Consider the following 17442-nt stretch of genomic DNA (forward strand, 5'->3'; position numbering starts at 1 on the left):
TCTGTTTCCAACGTGCCTTCATCGATCAACGTTTTCAGGCGGGTACAAGATGACAACCTCTGGCCAACATGCTGTGGACTCCTCCGATTCCGGTTGTGCTAAAGCACTGCCGGCGGATAATGTTGCCCACATGAAGATTTTGATTATCGAAGACGATCTGGAAGCCGCCGCCTATCTCACCAAGGCGTTTCGCGAGGCCGGCATTGTGGCCGACCATGCGAGCGACGGCGAGAGCGGTCTCTTCATGGGCACGGAGAATGTCTACGACGTCGCCATCATCGACCGTATGCTGCCGCGCCGAGATGGTCTTTCCGTCATCAGCGAGCTACGCCGCAAGGGTGTGCATACGCCTGTTCTTATCCTGTCCGCCCTCGGCCAGGTTGACGACCGCGTGACCGGCCTTCGCGCCGGCGGTGACGACTACCTGCCGAAGCCCTACGCCTTCAGCGAGTTGCTTGCCCGCGTTGAAGTCCTCGGCCGCCGCAAGGGCACGCCGGATCAGGACGTGCTCTACCGCGTTGCCGATCTGGAGCTTGACCGGTTGTCGCATGAGGTCCGCCGTGGCGGCAAGGAGATACCCTTGCAGCCCCGCGAGTTCCGCCTGCTGGAATATCTGATGAAGAATGCCGGTCAGGTGGTGACGCGCACCATGCTGCTCGAAAATGTCTGGGATTATCACTTCGATCCGCAGACGAACGTTATCGACGTCCACGTCTCGCGCCTGCGCTCGAAGATCGAAAAAGACTTCAGCCAACCGCTGTTGAAGACCATCCGTGGCGCCGGCTACATGATCAAGGACGAGGGATGAGTCGCTTTCGCGTCCTCTTCAAGTCCACCGCAGTCCGCCTCTCCGCCCTTTATATCCTTCTTTTTGCGCTCTGCGCCGCCACGCTCGTCTTCTACGTCACGGCCATGTCCGAGCGGTTGCTGACCGGGCAGATCCGCGATGCCGTGCAGCAGGAGGTCAGCCAGGTCAAGCGTGCATACGATGTCGGCGGGTTGAACCTGCTGCTGCGCACGATGGAACGCCGCGCTCGCCAGCCGGGCGCCAACCTCTATGTCATCGCCAGCCCCACCGGAGATATCCTCGCCGGCAACGTCGCTTCCGTGCAGCCCGGCGTTCTCGGCCAGGCCGGCTGGACGGAGCTGCCGTTCGTCTATGAGCGCTACACGGATTCCGGCGTCGATCCCGAGCGTCGGCATCTGGCGATCGCCAATATCTTCCTCCTCGACAATGGCTTGCGCATCCTGATTGGTCGCGATCTCGGCGAGCCGGAGCGTTTCCGCGTGCTGGTGCGCCAGGCGTTGATGCTGGCGCTGGCGATCATGGGCCTCGGCGCGCTGGTCATCTGGTTCGGCATCGGTCGCAATGCGCTGAAGCGCATCGACCGCATGACCGACGCCAGCCGCAAGATCATGGCCGGCGATCTCTCACAGCGCCTTCCGGTCGGCGGTTCCGGCGATGAATTCGACCGCATGTCGACGTCGCTCAACGCCATGCTGGAGCGCATCGAGAAGCTGAATGAAGGCCTGCGGCAGGTCTCCGACAATATCGCCCATGACCTGAAGACGCCGCTGACGCGGCTGCGTAACAAGGCGGCGGATGCGCTTGACCATGCTGACAGCGACGGCCGTCGCGTGGCGCTGGAAGGCATTATCGGCGAATCCGACCAACTGATCCGCACCTTCAACGCGCTGCTGATGATCTCCCGCGTCGAGGCGGGCTCGGTCGCCGCCGAGATGACCGGCGTCGATCTCTCGTCCATCGTCGCCGATACCGCCGAGCTCTACGAGCCTGTGGCCGAGGAGGCGGGGCTAGCCCTGACCGCCGAAATCGAACCCGATGTCGAAGTACAGGGCAATCGCGAGCTGATCGGCCAGGCAATCTTCAATCTCATCGACAATGCGGTCAAATATGCCTCCGGCTGCCCCGGCAAGCAGGCGGTCACGCTGAAACTGTCGCGGACACCGGATGCCGTGAACCTTGCCGTCGCGGACCATGGGCCAGGCGTTCCCGCCCACCAGCGGACCGAGGTGGTCAAGCGCTTCTTCCGCCTGGACGAGAGCCGCTCCAAGCCCGGCACTGGCCTTGGCCTTTCGCTGGTGGAGGCGGTGATGGAGCTGCATGGTGGCCAGCTCGAGCTTTCCGATACCGACCCGGCCAGCCCCGATGCCCGTGGCCTCACCGTGACCATGATCTTCCCCACACAGAAACAATAGGCTAATCCTGCTTTATCGGATTGCTCGAAACATGATCCCGAACGTCGTTGACGATTTTTTGGATCATGTTTCGATTCAAGGGGTTACCGCGTCTCTGCGTGTCCAGTCGGACGTGCGCCGCGGTAGGGAGGACACTGCATGACGATGATGGAAAGCGATCTGCTGCGCAATGTTCCGCCCGGCCGGCTTCGGCCGCTCAACCAGACGGAGCTGAAAGCGGCGCTTGCCGACCTCAAGGATATTGCCAAATCGGAACCGGCAATCGCCGCTCTTCTTGATGGCGACAGTTCCTTGCGCGATTTTATCGTCGCCGTATTGACGCTCTCGCCGTATCTTCGCGAAACCGCCAATCTCGATCCGGCATTGCTCGTTGCGGCCATCAGCAAACCGCTGTCGCCTCAGATCGAGGCCCTGGTGGCCGAGGCCCGCCGCGCCTGGCTGCCGGGAGAGAGCGACACATCCTCTCCTTCTGAATCCGAAGTGATGAGCCGTTTGCGCATCGCCAAGCGCCGCGCCGCCTTCCTGATCGCGCTTGCCGATCTCGCTCGGATCTTCGATGGCAGGGTGACGACGCGCTGGTTGAGCGCGCTTGCCGAGGCCTCGATTTCGGCGGCGATCGATCATCTGCTGCTGTCGTCGCACGAGGCCGGGAAGATCACGCTTCGCGATCCCTCCGCGCCGAGCCATGGTTCCGGCCTGATCGTGCTCGGCATGGGCAAACTCGGCGCCGGGGAACTGAACTATTCTTCCGATATCGACCTGGTCGTCTTCTTCGACGAGATGGCCGGCATCGTTCCCAATCCCGATGATGCTATCGATATCTTCCCACGCCTGATGCGCCGCCTGGTGCGTATCCTTCAGGAACGCACCGCCAACGGCTATGTCTTCCGCACCGATCTGCGCCTGCGCCCCGATCCCGGTTCGACACCGCTTGCCATCCCCGTCGATGCGGCCATGATCTATTACGAGGGCAGGGGCCAGAATTGGGAGCGCGCCGCCTTCATCAAGGCGCGCGCCGTTGGCGGTGACATTGCGGCCGGGCAAGCCTTCATCCGCGATCTCGTGCCCTTCGTCTTCCGCAAATATCTCGACTATGCAGCGATATCGGATATCCATTCGATCAAGCGCCAGATCCATGTGCACAAGGGCCACGGCGCGATCGCCGTCAAGGGCCATAACGTCAAGCTTGGTCGTGGTGGTATTCGCGAGATCGAGTTTTTTGTGCAGACGCAACAGCTGATCGCCGGCGGCCGCATGCCGGAGCTGCGCTCCCGCGCCACCGAGGAAACGCTGGCGGAGCTGACCAAGGCGAAATGGATCGACGCGGAAACGCGCGACGAGCTGACGGAGGCCTATTGGTTCCTGCGCGATGTCGAACACCGAATCCAGATGGTGCGCGACGAGCAGACGCATCTGCTGCCGGAAACCGATGCCGAGTTGAAGCGTGTCGCCTTCATGATGGGCTTCACCGATATCTCCAGCTTCTCCGAGGCGCTGGTCGCCAGGCTGAAGACGGTAGAACGGCGCTATGCGCGTCTGTTCGAGCAGGAAGCGAAGCTATCGGGCGGGACCGGCAATCTGGTCTTCACCGGTCAGGGCGACGATCCGGACACGCTGGAGACGCTGCGCCGCCTCGGCTTCGAGCGGCCATCCGATATTTCCAATGTCATCCGCACCTGGCACTACGGCCGCTACCGCGCCACGCAGTCGGTCGAGGCGCGCGAGCGGCTGACCGAACTGACGCCCGAGCTGCTGCGGGTCTTCGGCGAAAGCAAGCGGGCGGACGAGGCGCTGCTGCGCTTCGACAGTTTCATTTCCGGCCTGCCCGCCGGTATCCAGCTTTTCTCGCTGCTCAGCACAAACCCGGCGCTGCTCTCCCTCATCGTCAACATCATGTCGTCGGCACCACGTCTCGCCGAGATCATCGCCGCCAAGCCGCATGTCTTCGACGGCATGCTGGATCCCGGCCTGATGGCGGAGCTGCCGACGCGCGACTATCTGGCCGAGCGCATCACCAGCTTTCTGGCCTCGGCGGGCCATTACGAGGAGGTGTTGGACCGGCTGCGCATCTTCGCCTCGGAGCAGCGCTTCCTGATCGGCATCCGCCTGCTGACGGGCACGATCGGCGGTGCCATGGCGGCCCGTGCCTTCACCTATCTTGCCGATCTGATCGTTGAGGCGGCATTGAACGCGGTGATGAAGGAGATCAAGGCGGCGCATGGCGACTATCCCGGCGGCCGCGTCTCGGTCATGGGCATGGGCAAGCTCGGTAGCTTCGAGCTCACCGCCGATTCGGACATCGATATCATCCTGCTCTATGACTACGACGACACGGCCGGTGAATCTTCCGGCCAGAAGCCGCTCGACGCCACCCGCTATTTCACCCGCATCACCCAACGGCTGATCGCGGCCCTGTCGGCGCCGACGGCGGAGGGCGTGCTCTATGAGGTCGACATGCGTCTGCGTCCATCCGGCAACAAGGGACCGGTCGCTACCCGTATCAATTCCTTCGAGAAATACCAGCGCGAGGAGGCCTGGACCTGGGAGCATATGGCGCTATCCCGCGCCCGCCTGATCTGCGGCGATGAGGACCTTATCCTCAGTGCCGAACGGATCATCGGCGAGGTGCTCTCGGCAAAACGAGATATCCCGAAGATTGCCGGGGATGTTGCCGAGATGCGTGGCCTGATCGAGCAGGAAAAGCCGCCGGTCAGCATCTGGGACCTGAAGCTGATCCCCGGCGGGCTGATCGACATCGAATTCATCGCGCAATATCTGAGACTGATTGCACCCGCTCGCGGCGTCGGCATCGATGCCAATGGTCTGAGCACCGGCGAGGCGCTGAAACTGCTTGGCGGCAGCCTGATGGACCGCAACGATCTCGATCTCTGCGTGGAGGCGCTGCATCTCTGCACCGAACTGTCGCAGCTCATCCGGCTTTGCGTCGATGGACCGTTCGATCCCGGCAAGGCTCCCTCCGGGCTGATCGAGCTGGTCTGCCGCGCCGGCGACTGCCCGGATATCCGCACGCTGGAGGCGGAGCTGAAACGACTGTCGAAAGCGGTGCGGAAAGTTTTTCAGTCGGTGGTGAAGGCCTGATTCAGCCCCGATCGGGGATGCGGATGGCGATGACGGTGCCGATGCCTTCGCGCGAGCGGATCCGCATACGGCCGTGATGCAGCAATGTCAGCGACCGCGAGATGGCGAGCCCGAGGCCAGAGCCGCCCTTGCTCTTGGCATATTGGTTCTGCACCTGCTCGAAGGGTTGGCCGATCTTGCTCAATGCCGATTTGGGGATGCCGATGCCGGTATCGGCGATGGTCAATACAACGGCATCCTCGACCTTGCGGGTCCGTACCGCGATCCGGCCGCCATCATTGGTGAACTTCACCGCATTGGAGAGGAGATTGAGCAGGATCTGCTTCATGGCGCGGCGGTCGGCCGTCAACTTGATGCCCGAACAAATGCGTTGCTCGACGAGGATATTCTTGTAGGCGGCCGGGATGGAGGTGAAACGCAGGCATTCCTCGATCAGGGGCGCGAGGTCCATCTTCTCGCAAGACAGCTTGATGTGGCCCGCCTCGATCTTCGACATATCGAGAATGTCGTTGATGACGTTGAGCAGATGCTTGCCGCTGTCGTGAATATCCTTGGCATATTCATTGTACCGCGACGAGCCGAGCGGACCGAACATCTGGTCCTGCAGGATTTCGGAGAAGCCGAGGATGGCGTTGAGCGGCGTGCGCAGCTCATGCGACATGTTGGCGAGGAATTCCGATTTTGCCTTGTTGGCGGCTTCGGCGCGTTCCTTTTCTGCGAGATAGTTGGTGTTGGCGGTCGAAAGCTCGGCCTTCTGCCGCTCGAGGATCTGCCGGGAGGCGGAGAGGTCGTTGATCGTCGCCATAAGCCGCCGCTCGGACTCGCGCAGGCGCTCCTGGTTGCGCTTGAGCTGGGTGATGTCGGTACCGACGGACACCAGGCCACCATCGCGGGTCCGGCGTTCGTTGATCTGCAGCCAACGCTCGTCGGCAAGCTGCACTTCCGTCGTCTGCGAATGGTTGGAACGGCCGGGATCGACGATGCGCCGCTCGATGATCGGGCGTGCCGCAGCGGCGTTGACGACGGCGCGTTCCGTCCCCGGCACCAGCACGCCGTTCGGAAGGCCGTAGGCCTGCTGGAAATGGTCGTTGCACATCACCAACCGGTCGTTCTTGTCCCAGAGCACGAAGGCTTCCGACGTGCATTCGATCGCGTCGGCCAGACGCTGGTCGGCCTCGGCATAGCGCTGCGCCAGCCGATGCTGCTCGGTGACGTCCATGGCGATGCCGATCATATGGACGCGGCCGGAATTGGTGCGGATGACCTGGGCGCGGGCGCGCATCCAGACATAGTGCCCCTTGGCATGACGGATGCGCAGGATCTGGTCGACCTGGCCGGCACTGCCGCGGGTGATCGAGCGAGCCAGCGTATGCAGGCTGTTATCGTCGGGATGCATCAACCGTTCTGCATCGGCAAACGACAGCGGCCGGTCGGCGGCCGGCAGGCCGAGCATGTCGTACATCGACCGCGACCAGAAGAATTCGCGGGTGGTAAAATCGAAATCCCAGAGACCGCAGCGGCCGCGCGACAGCGCGGTTTCGACACGTAGATTGGATTCGAGGAAGATCTCGTCGGCGTCGCGCGTCCGTTTCACCTGGGTGTAATAGGCATAGAGGATGACGAGCAGGATGGAGGAAATGCCGGCAAAGAGCGTGACATTGAGGGTCAGCTCATCGCGCCATAGCTTGTCGATCTGCTCCATCGAGGCGGCGGAGAGAACGAAATCGCCCTTGTCGCCGATCAGCGAGATCGCCGCATAATAGGGCACTCCGTCGATCATCGTCTCGATCACGCCGGCATGATCGCCAAAACTGCGGATAGCCGAGACCTCGGGGAAGAAATCCGAGATCGTCAGGCCGATATAGTTGGAACCGGCAGCGGATGAGCCGAAGACGCGGCCGCTTGCCTGGACCAGGAGTATGAATGCTCCCGCGTCGAGCCGATCCTGCGGCAGGTAGGTCGAAAGCTTCCTTTCGGCTCCATCGCGGTCACCGGCCCGAAACAGGCTGGCATCGTTGGAAAAGGCGGCGGCCGCCGCGGCAATGGAAAGCGATGTCGCCTGGCGGGCCGAGGCTGCCATGCGTCCGTGTTCGGTTATCATGCTGAAGAAATGCGAAGCGGCCACGACCATCAGAAAGGAGACGATAAGCACGGGAATGACCCGCTTCAGGATATGTTCCGTTTGCGGAAAGCGTCGCGAAATGGTCTCCGCGCGGACGCCCGCTCTGTCGTTAACACCGCTATGCCAGGATTTCAGACCGTCGAAATTAACACGCAGCCGTCCTTCGGCCGCGGTTGCCCGCCGCACGTCCACCATCGCTCTAGCCTTGTCCCTCGTGTGATTCGCTGCGCCGCTCGCCCGAATCTACCCTAATGAATCACTCGTGATTCGCCTTGTCCAGAGGGGTCGGTAAAACTTTGTTAACCATAAGTGATTTCAGCGCTTTTTGTACTCGTAAGGGTAGGTCTCCGGCATCCGAGACTCGTTCCGGATGAAAAAGCGGGTGCAAATCACCCGCCTCGATCACCGGGTAGCAAGTGGAAAATCAGTCCTTGAGGATTCGATCCACAATGTCGCGAACGTCGGTCGAAAGGCTGTTGGCGCGTTCGATCTGCATCAAGGCGGAGCGAGCATGGTCGGCGCGGACTGGTTCCAGCGAGCGCCAGGAGCGCATCGAGGTCAGAATGCGCGCGGCAAGCTGCGGGTTACGCTGGTCGATATCGAGGATTTCCTGCGCAAGGAAGCGGTAGCCGGCCCCATCGGCGCGGCCGAAGCCGGTCGGATTGGAGAAGGCGAAAGTGCCGACGAGGGCGCGCATACGGTTCGGATTGGCGCGCTTGAAAAGCGGTGTCTCCATGAGGCTCTGAATGCGATCGAGCGTCGCAGCACCTGGAATGGCCGCCTGGATGGCGAGCCATTTGTCGATGACCAGCGCGTTTTCGGTGAAGCGGTCGTGGAAGTCCTTAAGGGCAGCCTTGGCCTCCGCCGTGTCCGGGAAACGGTGGGCAAGGATTGTCAGCGCGGCGCTGAGATCGGTCATGTTGTTGGCGCCGTCATAGGCCGCCTTGGCGCGGGCGGGGCTATCGTCCGATTGCGAGAGATAGGTAAGGGCCGCATTACGCAAGGCCCTCCGTCCAGCGCTTGCCGCGTCCGGGCTGAAGAGGCCGGGTGTCTGCGTGCTGTCGTAGAGGGATGCGAAAATGTCCTTCCCGGCCTCGGCGATCTGCTTGAGGATCGCCTGGCGCCCGGCATGGATTGCATCAGGATCGTTGTCGCCGCCAAGCTCGCGGCCGATGTCGGCCTCGCTCGGCAAAGCGAGTGCCAGGGCGCGGAAAGCAGGCTCCAGGCTTTCGTCCTTCGCCGCTGCCAGAAGCGCATCGATGAAGACGGCATCGCAGGTGACCGGAATGCTTTCACGAGCATCGCGGGCGGCCTGCAAGAGGTTGGGCAGGCCAAGGTCGATCAGGGCCTGCCAGCGGGCAAAATGATCTGTCTCGTAGCGGGCGATCAGCGCCAGATCCTTGGCGCTCTGGCTGAATTGCAGATTGATCGGCGTCGAGAAGCTGCGGTTGAGCGACAGAACTGGCCGCGACGGGATGCCGTTGAAGACAACCGCCTGTGTCCGTGCCGTCAGATGCAGGACGTCGCCCGTCAGTTCCGCACCGGTCACCGATGACGGCGTCAGCAACGTGCCGTCCTCGGCGATCAGCGCCATGCGCAGCGGAATGTGCAGCGGCGCCTTGCTCGTCTGGCCCGGAGTGGCCGGCTGCATCTGTTCGAGCGATAGCGTGAAGGTCTTCGCGCTGGCGTCGTAGGCGCCAGAGGCGGTGACGAGCGGCGTGCCGGCCTGGTGATACCAGAGCGAGAACTGCGCGAGGTCGCGGCCGCTGACATCCTCGAAGCATTTGACGAAATCCTCGATCGTTACGGCCTGTCCGTCGTGGCGGTCGAAATAGAGGTCCATGCCCGTCTTGAATAGATCGCGGCCGAGCAGGGTGGCGATCATGCTGGTGACTTCGCTGCCCTTCTCATAGACGGTCGTCGTATAGAAGTTGTTGATCTCGCGATAGGTCGTCGGGCGCACCGGATGCGCGAGCGGCCCGCCGTCCTCCGGAAACTGCTCCGACTTCAGATGACGAACTTCGGCGATGCGCGTCACCGGACGCGAGCGCTGGTCGGCGGAAAATTCGTGGTCGCGATAGACCGTCAGACCTTCCTTGAGGCAGAGTTGGAACCAGTCGCGGCAGGTGATGCGGTTGCCGGTCCAGTTGTGGAAATATTCATGCGCGATGATCCGCTCGATATTGGCATAGTCGGCGTCGGTGGCGATATCAGGATCGGCAAGGACGTATTTGTCGTTGAAGACATTGAGGCCCTTGTTCTCCATTGCGCCCATGTTGAAATCGGAGACGGCGACGATCATGAAGATGTCGAGATCGTACTCGCGGCCGAACCGCTCCTCATCCCATGTCATCGAACGCTTCAGCGCGTCCATGGCGTAGGCCGCGCGCGGCTCCTTGCCGTGTTCGACATAGATCTTCAGCGCCACTTCGCGGCCCGACGCGGTGACGAACGTATCCTCGACTACGCCGAGATCGCCGGCGACCAGCGCAAAAAGATAGCTCGGCTTCGGATGCGGGTCGAACCAGGCGGCGAAATGCTTGCCCTCGCCGTAGCCGGCGCCGCCGAGGAAATTGCCGTTCGACAGCAGCAGCGGATTGGCGGCCTTGTCGGCGATGATGTTGACCGTGTAGGGCGCGAGAACATCAGGGCGATCCGGGAAGTAAGTGATGCGGCGAAAGCCTTCGGCCTCGCATTGGGTGCAGTAAACACCGCTGGTGCGGTAGAGCCCCATGAGCTGCGTATTGGCTTCGGGATTGATGACTGTCGTGATCGTCAGTTCGAAGGGCTCACTTTCCGGCAGGTCGCGGATCGTCAGGCTGTCGGGCGTTGCCGTATAGTGTTCGGCAGGCAGTTCGGTCTGGTCGAGCAGCAGCCCCGAAAGGACCAGCTCGTCGCCGTCGAGTACCAGCGGTGCCTTCGGATCGATGCCTTCGCGACGGTGAAAGATCAGCCGAGCCTCGACCTTGGTCTCCGTCGGATGCAGATCGAAGGTAAGGTCCACGCGTTCCAGAACGAAGTCGGTGGGACGATAATCTGCCAGATGAACGATCTGGCCGGTGTCTGTTCGCATGGTCTATCCTGATCGGGCTGATACTGCGGCGGGCATTGATCCGGAGCAAAGCTCTGGGTGAAATCCGCCGCATCATTACATCGAAATCTGAACCAAAGTTAAAGTCATATCATCGTACCGCTGCAATTTGTGTCGACGGGGAAAGTATTTGATCGAGAAGGTTGTGCTTCATTTCAGGTTGAAAGCCGTCCTGATCACATCGTCGGCTTCAGTCTGTTGCACGACGACGCCATACCATCCGAGACCATCATAATCCTCATAGCCGAGCGTCTTGGCGTAGGCGACGATGGCGCCGTTATTGTCGTAATAGCTTCCCCGCGTCATGCCTTCGGGATTGGCAAGCGCGAAATGCGAGAACATCAGTTTCGGGTCGCTGCAGGCGATCACGCGCCTCTTGCCGTCAAGCAGCATCACCACGGTCTTTTCGGCGATCTGCGGCGGCAGGTTGGCTTCCTTGTCGACGATCGCCTGCCCCTGGTTCTGCCAGTCGAAATAGACACCCAGCGTGCCGATCTGCTTGCCGTCCGATCGTCCGCTTTCGCGAATGCCGGTGGCGTAGACGAGCGCGTTTCGCCGCTCGTGAAATTCGCTCGGCCGGACCTCGTCGACGATATAGTCATCGCCCGACCGGCAGTTGGCTGCCGCCCTGAACCAGGGATCCGAGGCAAGATTGGCGCCGGCGAGCTTGCGCTGATAGGTGGGATTGGCCGAGGCGATGACCTGTCCCTTCATGTCGGTCACGACCAGATCGAGATAGACCGTATAGAAGCGGTTGATGACACCGAGCCGTTCGGCGGCAAAGGCGCTACGTTGCGGCTGGGGATCCTGAAGCGCTTCCCAAAGGGCGGTGTCGGTTGCCCACCAGCGGACGTCGGCAGTGCGCTCGAAGAGATTGCGGACGATGAGCTGGACCAGCGTCTGGGCGAGATCGGTCAGGCGAACGCCCTCCATCTCCTCCACCAGCGCTTCGGCCATGCTGCGGCTGAGCACGTTATCCTGAAATTTGCTTGCGATATCGGTCGCGATCTGGGCGAGGCGCTGCACTTCGTTGGCGACGACGGCGAAGCCCTTGCCGGTTTCGCCGGCACGGGCAGCCTCGATCAGCGCATTGATCGCCAGAAGCTTGATCTGCTTGACGACATGGGTGTTATCGGTGCTGAAGCGCTCGAGGTCCTTGCCGATGCCATCGGTCACGACGCGCATCGAGCGTGGCGTTACCGCATGTTGTTGAGAGCTCCGTTTCATCGATGGGGCTGCTGTCATCGGACCTAGACCTCGTAAACAGTAAAAGCTGAAGTAGTTATTAGAAATACATGTTGTGCCGCAGAAACTATTGAGTTGCGGTGAAATGAAGTTGAAATATTATGGTTCTTAAAAGGTTAATACGGCCTGCCATGAAGTAGACATATCGTTTTGACCCAAAAAAAGTCTTGGCCAAGGGGGCTGGCCGGTCAATCGACTGTCGACGGCGCCGGAGGAACGGGTGGCTCACCGCCGCGCACGGGGAGCGGAATGGACTGGAAATCGGTCTTGTCGATACGCCCTTCATTCGGTTTGCGCTTGGCAATACGCCAGCCGGCGTAGCCGGCATAGAGTGCGAAGGCCAGTGCCAGGAACCAGAGAAGGCCGGATGGGCCGACGAATTCCATCATCGCGCCGCCGACCAGTGGCCCGGAGACGGTGCCGAGCCCGTAGAGCAGCATGATGCCGCTGGAAATGGTGACATATTCGTCTGGTGCTGCGCGATCGTTGGCATGGGCGACATTGAGTGCGTAGATCGGATAGAGCACGGTGCCGATGAAGAAGCCGGCGACATAGAGCGTCATCAGCGTATGCGCGTCGAACAAAGTCATGATGATGCAGGCGATAACGCCGATCCCGCCGCAGACGATCATGACATAGCGCCGGTCCACAAGGTCGGAGATGCGGCCGATCGGCATTTGCGACACCGCGCCGCCGGCAAGCACGCAGGCCAGCAGCGTCGCGCCCTCGGCGGTGTTCATGCCGACATTCTGGGTGTAGACGCCGCCAAGGCTGCTCCAGGTGCCGGAGAGGGCGCCTGATAGCAGCGAGCCGATGAAGGCGATGGGCGACAGCCGGTAAAGCTTCGGTAGGTCGAACTTGGCCTCATGGATCGGCGTCGGCGACTTGGCGGTCGAGAGCGCCGTCGGCAGCATGGCGAGCGCGAAGATGATACCGCAGAGGATGAAAAGCGACGTATTGCTGGGATCGCCGAGTGGCACCAGATATTGCCCGCCGATCGAGCCGACCAGGCAGGTGATCATATAGACCGAGAAGATGGTCGCGCGGTTCTCGTTGTTGACCCGCTCGTTCAGCCAGCTCTCGATGATGAGATAGGCGCCGGCAATGCCGAAGCCGCTGATGCAGCGGAAGGCGAGCCAGGCACGCCAATCGACCATCAGTGCGCAAAGCAGGATGCCGATACTGAGCAGCGAGATCAGCGCGCCGAATACGCGTACATGCCCCACCCGCCGCACGAAGCGCGGCGTGATGATGCAGGATATGGTGAAGCCGAATGTATAACCGGTGGCGATCACCGAGATGGTGAAGGTCGACCATCCCTTTGCCACGGAACGGATCGGCACGACGAAATTCATCAGGCCATAGCCGATCATCATCAACAGCGTTGACAACATCAGACTGGCGATCGAGACGAGGCTGGCCAGCATTGGAACGGGATTCCGGTGAATTGGGTTGAAGAACGCGCCGATTGCCACCGCGCATCTTGGTCTAACCCGGCAATGATGCGCGATCAATCGCGACGCTGTGTGACGCGGATGGTTGTTCCCGTCTTCGGCTGCCCACTGCCATGGAAAAGATGGGCGACGGAAATGTCAGGATGGCAATTTTTCTGTTTAACCTCTTGCATAAACAGCATTTATAGCATGCTATGTTGTTCCAATATGTTACATAGTGACGGCAGAGTTGTGTAAGAATTAGAAAAATTGCTTCCCTATTGATATTTAAGAAGGGCGCCATAAGGAGGCCCGCTTGAGTTTTCCCGCCGAGCAACTTGCTCGCCATCCCGAATTCGTATCTTCCTTGCGCTTTTTGGCGGAGGCGCTGCGGAACCGCTATGACAGCGGACCGCGGATCGCGCGTCTGTTGGCCTCGCAACAGCGCTGGCTATTGACCCAGACGGCCTATGCGCTTCATCTGGAATATGATCCCGCTATACCCGGCTCCGGCCTGACCGCCGTCGAGCTCCGCAATCTCATCACGCAATACCGTGTGGCGAGCCGCAATACGGTGCTGACCTATATCGAGGAGTTGCTGACCTATCGTTTCCTGGTTCCCGCCGCCGGCCTCGTCCGGCGTCCGCGGCGTTACGAGCCGGCGGAGGTCAGCCACGCGGCGATGTTCAGTTGGTTTCTCGCCAATCTTGCCGCTCTCGATCTGCTCGACAATGGCAACCGTGCCGTGACGCTTGCCGCCCATCCGGGATTGTTCGATCTGGCGCAGCCACGCATGGCACGCCGCTGTCTGGAAGAGACGGCCTGGCGCGAACCGCCGGAGCGCGTCGGCATGTTTCTATGGACGGAGGCTGGCGGCCTCGTAGTCGACAATCTGATGTCCCGGCTGGAGCCGGGTACGGAGGCTGACGGTCGTATCGATCTCGGCCGTATCGACACGCGTGCGATCGCCGCACAGTTCATGATGTCGCGCACCCATCTGCAGCGCCTTTTGCGCAAAGCCGCCGATCACGGCTGCATCGGCTGGTACGACGAACCGAAGAAGACGCAACTTTGGATGTCGCGTGATTTTCTCGATGAATATTGCGGCTGGCAGGCCGTGAAATTCGCGGCTGTGGACGAGGGTTTCGAATGGGCGCAAGCCGTTATGGCGGGTACCGTGTCGAAGGAATGATCCGAAGAAAAAGCGCCGGGCTGAGCCCGGCGCGCGCTTCATGAAAATTGATAATGAAAATCCGAAACGAAAAAGGGCGGGATCATCGATCCCGCCCTTTTCAAACTTACAGGGGAATGCCGGCCGCCGCTGCTTGTGCGGGGCTTATTTCGCGCTTCGCGACCTTATGCAGGCCGCGGGAGCGCTCGAATTCTTCCGCCGCGCGAACCGCCGAGCCGATATGCCCAACAGTATCGAGGAGGGTGAAGAGGGAACGAAATCCTGCAGACATGATATGATCCTTCTTCAGCACTGACGAAAATCGGCGAATATGGCGGTCGGGCGGGCAACGCGCGCGGAAATCCCGGTGCCGCGAGCAGTCATCTGCTCATTAGCGGCAATACCGACGCTGCGATGGCCGTTGATGGCGCGCACAGGTTCAATGGCGCGGCGCAGGGTATCAAACCCGCAATGGATAGGTCGAAAACGTGCTGTCACGGCCTTGGTTCCTTTTAAACTTCCTCCCAAGACACGCACTATATATTGCAGTGCAACATTGATTTCGCAATGCACGCAATTGGAGTGCTGCTATGCGCAAGATGCATGGCAGCTTTCATATTCCGTTAATGCTGCTGAAAAATTAGCCTTAAGCTTCGTCGTCGATGCGCGTTTTAAAGGCCAACAGGTCGTTCCAGGCCAATCGCTTGTTGATTGGGGCGGTGAGCAATTCCTGGGGGTGGAGGCTGGCGATCGCCGGTATTGCCCGGCCGGATATCGTCACCTCTCGCCACTGTCCGCGCAGGCCATGGATTGTCTCATTGCTTCCGAAGAAGTGGCGAGCCGTGAAATTACCCAGCAACAGCAGAGCTTTCGGCTCAGCGAGCGTAATTTGTCGCTCGATAAAGGGGCGGCAGATTTCTATTTCCGGCGCGGACGGGGCGCGATTGCCCGGCGGCCGCCACGGAATGACATTGGTGAGCAGGATATCGTCGCGCTTGAGGCCGATGGCGGCCAGCATCTTGTCGAGCAACAGTCCCGTCCGCCCGGCAAAGGGCGCACCCTCGCGGTCGTCATCGGCGCTCGGCATCGGGCCGATCACCATAACCCGGCCCTCGGGGGTTCCACTGGCGAAGATGGTCGAGCGGGCGCTGTTTTTCAGATTGCAGCTGTTGAAAGCCTCGAGCGCCGTCTTGAGTTCATTGAGCGACCGCGCGCTTTCGGCAGCGAAGCGGGCCTGCTCGATGGCTTGTTCGTCGGGAATGGCAGGTGCGCTGCGGGGCGCTGCTGCCGGGGCGGCCGCTTGCGGCGCCGCCTGACGCCGCTCCGGCTGCTTTGCCGGCCGCGCGGCGGGTTGTGGTTGTGATACCTCGACACGCGGCTGAACCGCCCGCGCACCCTGTCGAGCGGCTTTCATCGCCTCGAATTCGGCGAAGCGGTCGACGGCCTCCTCTTCCAGCAGCCATTCCACGCCGGCATCCGCATGAAAATGCAGAAGGGCGGCGAGTTCGGCTGGCGTGAGGTCGTTGGCGGAGATCATGGGTGAACTCTAGCCAAAGCCGCAACAGAACGAAAGGGCAGGGGCGTGACTACCCTCACGCCGTCCACTGGCTGATGTCGTCGCGCTCGCCGATCAGGGCGAGACCATGGGCGATCGAGAGCAATTCGCCGCCGGTCTCGATCCGCTCCTGACCGAAGCGCTCGGTGAAGATCCGGCGCACTGCAGGCACGAAGGAGGTGCCGCCGGTAAGGAACACCTTGTCGATGGTGTCGGGCGAAGTGTTGGTCCTGGTCAGTACGTCATCCAGCGCGCCCTCGATACGGGCGAGGTCGTCGCCGATCCAGCGCTCGAAATCGCTACGGCGTACCGTCTTGCGGCCGGCCTTGCCAAGCGGCGGGAAATTGAACTCGGCTTCTTCTTCTGCCGATAGCGCCATCTTGGTCGCCGACACTGCCTGATAGAGCGGATAGCCTTCGTCATGCTCGACGAGATCGATGAAGGTCTCGAGCTTTTCCGGCTCCATGCTGCTGCGCACCAGCTTCTTCAGGTCGGCATATTCGCGCGAGGTCTTGAAGATCGAAAGCTGGTTCCAGCGGCCGAAATTGGCGTAGTAGGAGGTGGGCACTTCCAGCAGCTTGTCGAAGCTCTTGAAGTAGCTGCCCTTGCCGATCTCCGGCGAGACGATGTTGTCGATCATCCGGAAGTCGAAATGGTCGCCGGCGATGCCGACGCCGGAATGGCCGATCGGCGTCGCCGTCAGCCGGCCGGCATGGCTCTCGAAGCGGATCAGCGAATAGTCCGTCGTGCCGCCGCCGAAGTCGGCGACCAGCACGGTCGCATCCGTCTTCAGATGCTGGGCGAAATAAAAGGCCGCCGCCACCGGCTCGTAGACGTAATGGATTTCGGGAAAGCCGAAGCGCGACAGCGCCTCGTTGTAACGTGCGGTGGCAAGCTCCGGATCAGGATTGGCGCCGGCGAAATGCACAGGTCGGCCCGCAACGATGCGGCCGACTTCCGCCGGCCAGCCATCGCCGGCATAGGCGCGCAGACGGCGCACGAAGATCTCCATCAGATCCTCGAACGTATGGCGCTTGGCATAGATCAACGTGCCCTGAAAAAGCGCGCTTGCCGCAAAGGTCTTGATCGACTGCAGAAAGCGGCAGTCGCCGGGATTGTCGATGAACTGCCTGATGGCGGCGTGCCCCGCCTCGACCTTCAGGGCGGCTGCACCCAGTCCTGGATCCTTCATGAAGGACAGTGCTGTGCGCATGCTGTCTGCGGTGCCGGCAGCACTGGTGAAGGCGACCGATTGCGTCGCCGGACCGTCGGCCAGAGCCAGAACCGTATTCGTTGTGCCGAAGTCAAGACCAAGCGCCCGAGCCATGCTCGCACTCCCTTCTGTCGAAATTTTATGGAATGGGACCGATGCCCCTCATGGAACGCGAGACGCGCCCCTGTCTGAAAGAGGGCGCGTCATGGCATGGCTGGATTGCAAGCGCAAGACAGGAAGGAGGATTTATTTCGGCGCACTCTTGTCCGGAAACCGCTTCATACTTTTCACTT

The 17442-nt window shown here is 61.1% G+C and carries 12 protein-coding genes; 4 read left to right on the top strand and 8 right to left on the bottom strand.

What is annotated here, in order from left to right:
* Positions 1-49 precede the first annotated feature (49 nt).
* The 3 genes from AB6803_RS12255 to AB6803_RS12265 all read left to right on the top strand — a co-directional run bounded on the left by AB6803_RS12255 (position 50) and on the right by AB6803_RS12265 (position 5319).
* Entirely contained in the window at positions 50-808 is a 759-nt protein-coding gene (locus AB6803_RS12255; RefSeq protein ID WP_153366283.1) for a response regulator transcription factor, read from the top strand.
* Positions 805-2220, top strand: coding sequence for a sensor histidine kinase (locus tag AB6803_RS12260; protein WP_371109146.1), 1416 nt, complete (start codon positions 805-807; stop codon positions 2218-2220). Before AB6803_RS12255 ends, AB6803_RS12260 begins: the two co-directional genes overlap by 4 nt.
* A 138-nt stretch (positions 2221-2358) precedes the next feature.
* Entirely contained in the window at positions 2359-5319 is a 2961-nt protein-coding gene (locus AB6803_RS12265) for a bifunctional [glutamine synthetase] adenylyltransferase/[glutamine synthetase]-adenylyl-L-tyrosine phosphorylase (RefSeq protein WP_371109147.1), read from the top strand.
* A 1-nt stretch (position 5320) separates the two neighbouring features.
* On the opposite strand, the gene AB6803_RS12270 is transcribed toward AB6803_RS12265, so the two are convergent.
* The 4 genes from AB6803_RS12270 to AB6803_RS12285 all read right to left on the bottom strand — a co-directional run bounded on the left by AB6803_RS12270 (position 5321) and on the right by AB6803_RS12285 (position 13204).
* On the bottom strand, positions 5321-7636 hold the full coding sequence (locus AB6803_RS12270; protein WP_371109148.1) for a PAS domain-containing sensor histidine kinase: 2316 nt from the start codon (positions 7634-7636) through the stop codon (positions 5321-5323).
* 229 nt (positions 7637-7865) lie between these two features.
* Entirely contained in the window at positions 7866-10514 is a 2649-nt protein-coding gene (gene pepN / locus AB6803_RS12275) for an aminopeptidase N (protein WP_371109149.1), read from the bottom strand.
* 168 nt (positions 10515-10682) lie between these two features.
* Positions 10683-11777, bottom strand: a complete 1095-nt coding sequence (locus AB6803_RS12280) for a methyl-accepting chemotaxis protein (protein WP_371109150.1) — start codon at positions 11775-11777, stop codon at positions 10683-10685.
* A 188-nt stretch (positions 11778-11965) separates the two neighbouring features.
* Positions 11966-13204, bottom strand: coding sequence for an MFS transporter (locus tag AB6803_RS12285; RefSeq protein WP_371109151.1), 1239 nt, complete (start codon positions 13202-13204; stop codon positions 11966-11968).
* 322 nt (positions 13205-13526) lie between these two features.
* Here AB6803_RS12285 and AB6803_RS12290 point away from each other — a divergent pair, with 322 nt between their 5' ends.
* Positions 13527-14402, top strand: a complete 876-nt coding sequence (locus tag AB6803_RS12290; RefSeq protein WP_371109152.1) for a hypothetical protein — start codon at positions 13527-13529, stop codon at positions 14400-14402.
* Positions 14403-14508: 106 nt separating this feature from the next.
* Here the strand turns inward: AB6803_RS12290 and AB6803_RS12295 are convergent, their stop codons facing one another.
* From AB6803_RS12295 to AB6803_RS12310, 4 genes are all read right to left on the bottom strand, one after another.
* A complete protein-coding gene (locus AB6803_RS12295) occupies positions 14509-14673 on the bottom strand; it encodes a hypothetical protein (protein WP_371109153.1) in 165 nt (54 codons plus the stop codon).
* A gap of 14 nt (positions 14674-14687) precedes the next feature.
* Positions 14688-14879: a hypothetical protein gene (locus tag AB6803_RS12300; protein ID WP_371109154.1), complete on the bottom strand. Its 192-nt coding sequence runs from the start codon at positions 14877-14879 to the stop codon at positions 14688-14690.
* Between the two features lie 148 nt (positions 14880-15027).
* Positions 15028-15918 (bottom strand): uracil-DNA glycosylase family protein, encoded by an 891-nt coding sequence (locus tag AB6803_RS12305; protein ID WP_371109155.1) that lies wholly within the window; start codon positions 15916-15918, stop codon positions 15028-15030.
* 55 nt (positions 15919-15973) lie between these two features.
* Positions 15974-17263 (bottom strand): Hsp70 family protein, encoded by a 1290-nt coding sequence (locus AB6803_RS12310; protein ID WP_371109156.1) that lies wholly within the window; start codon positions 17261-17263, stop codon positions 15974-15976.
* Positions 17264-17442 lie beyond the last annotated feature (179 nt).

The sequence above is a fragment of the Rhizobium sp. RCC_161_2 genome, assembly GCF_041355235.1.
In the GTDB taxonomy this organism is placed as follows: Bacteria; Pseudomonadota; Alphaproteobacteria; order Rhizobiales; family Rhizobiaceae; genus Rhizobium.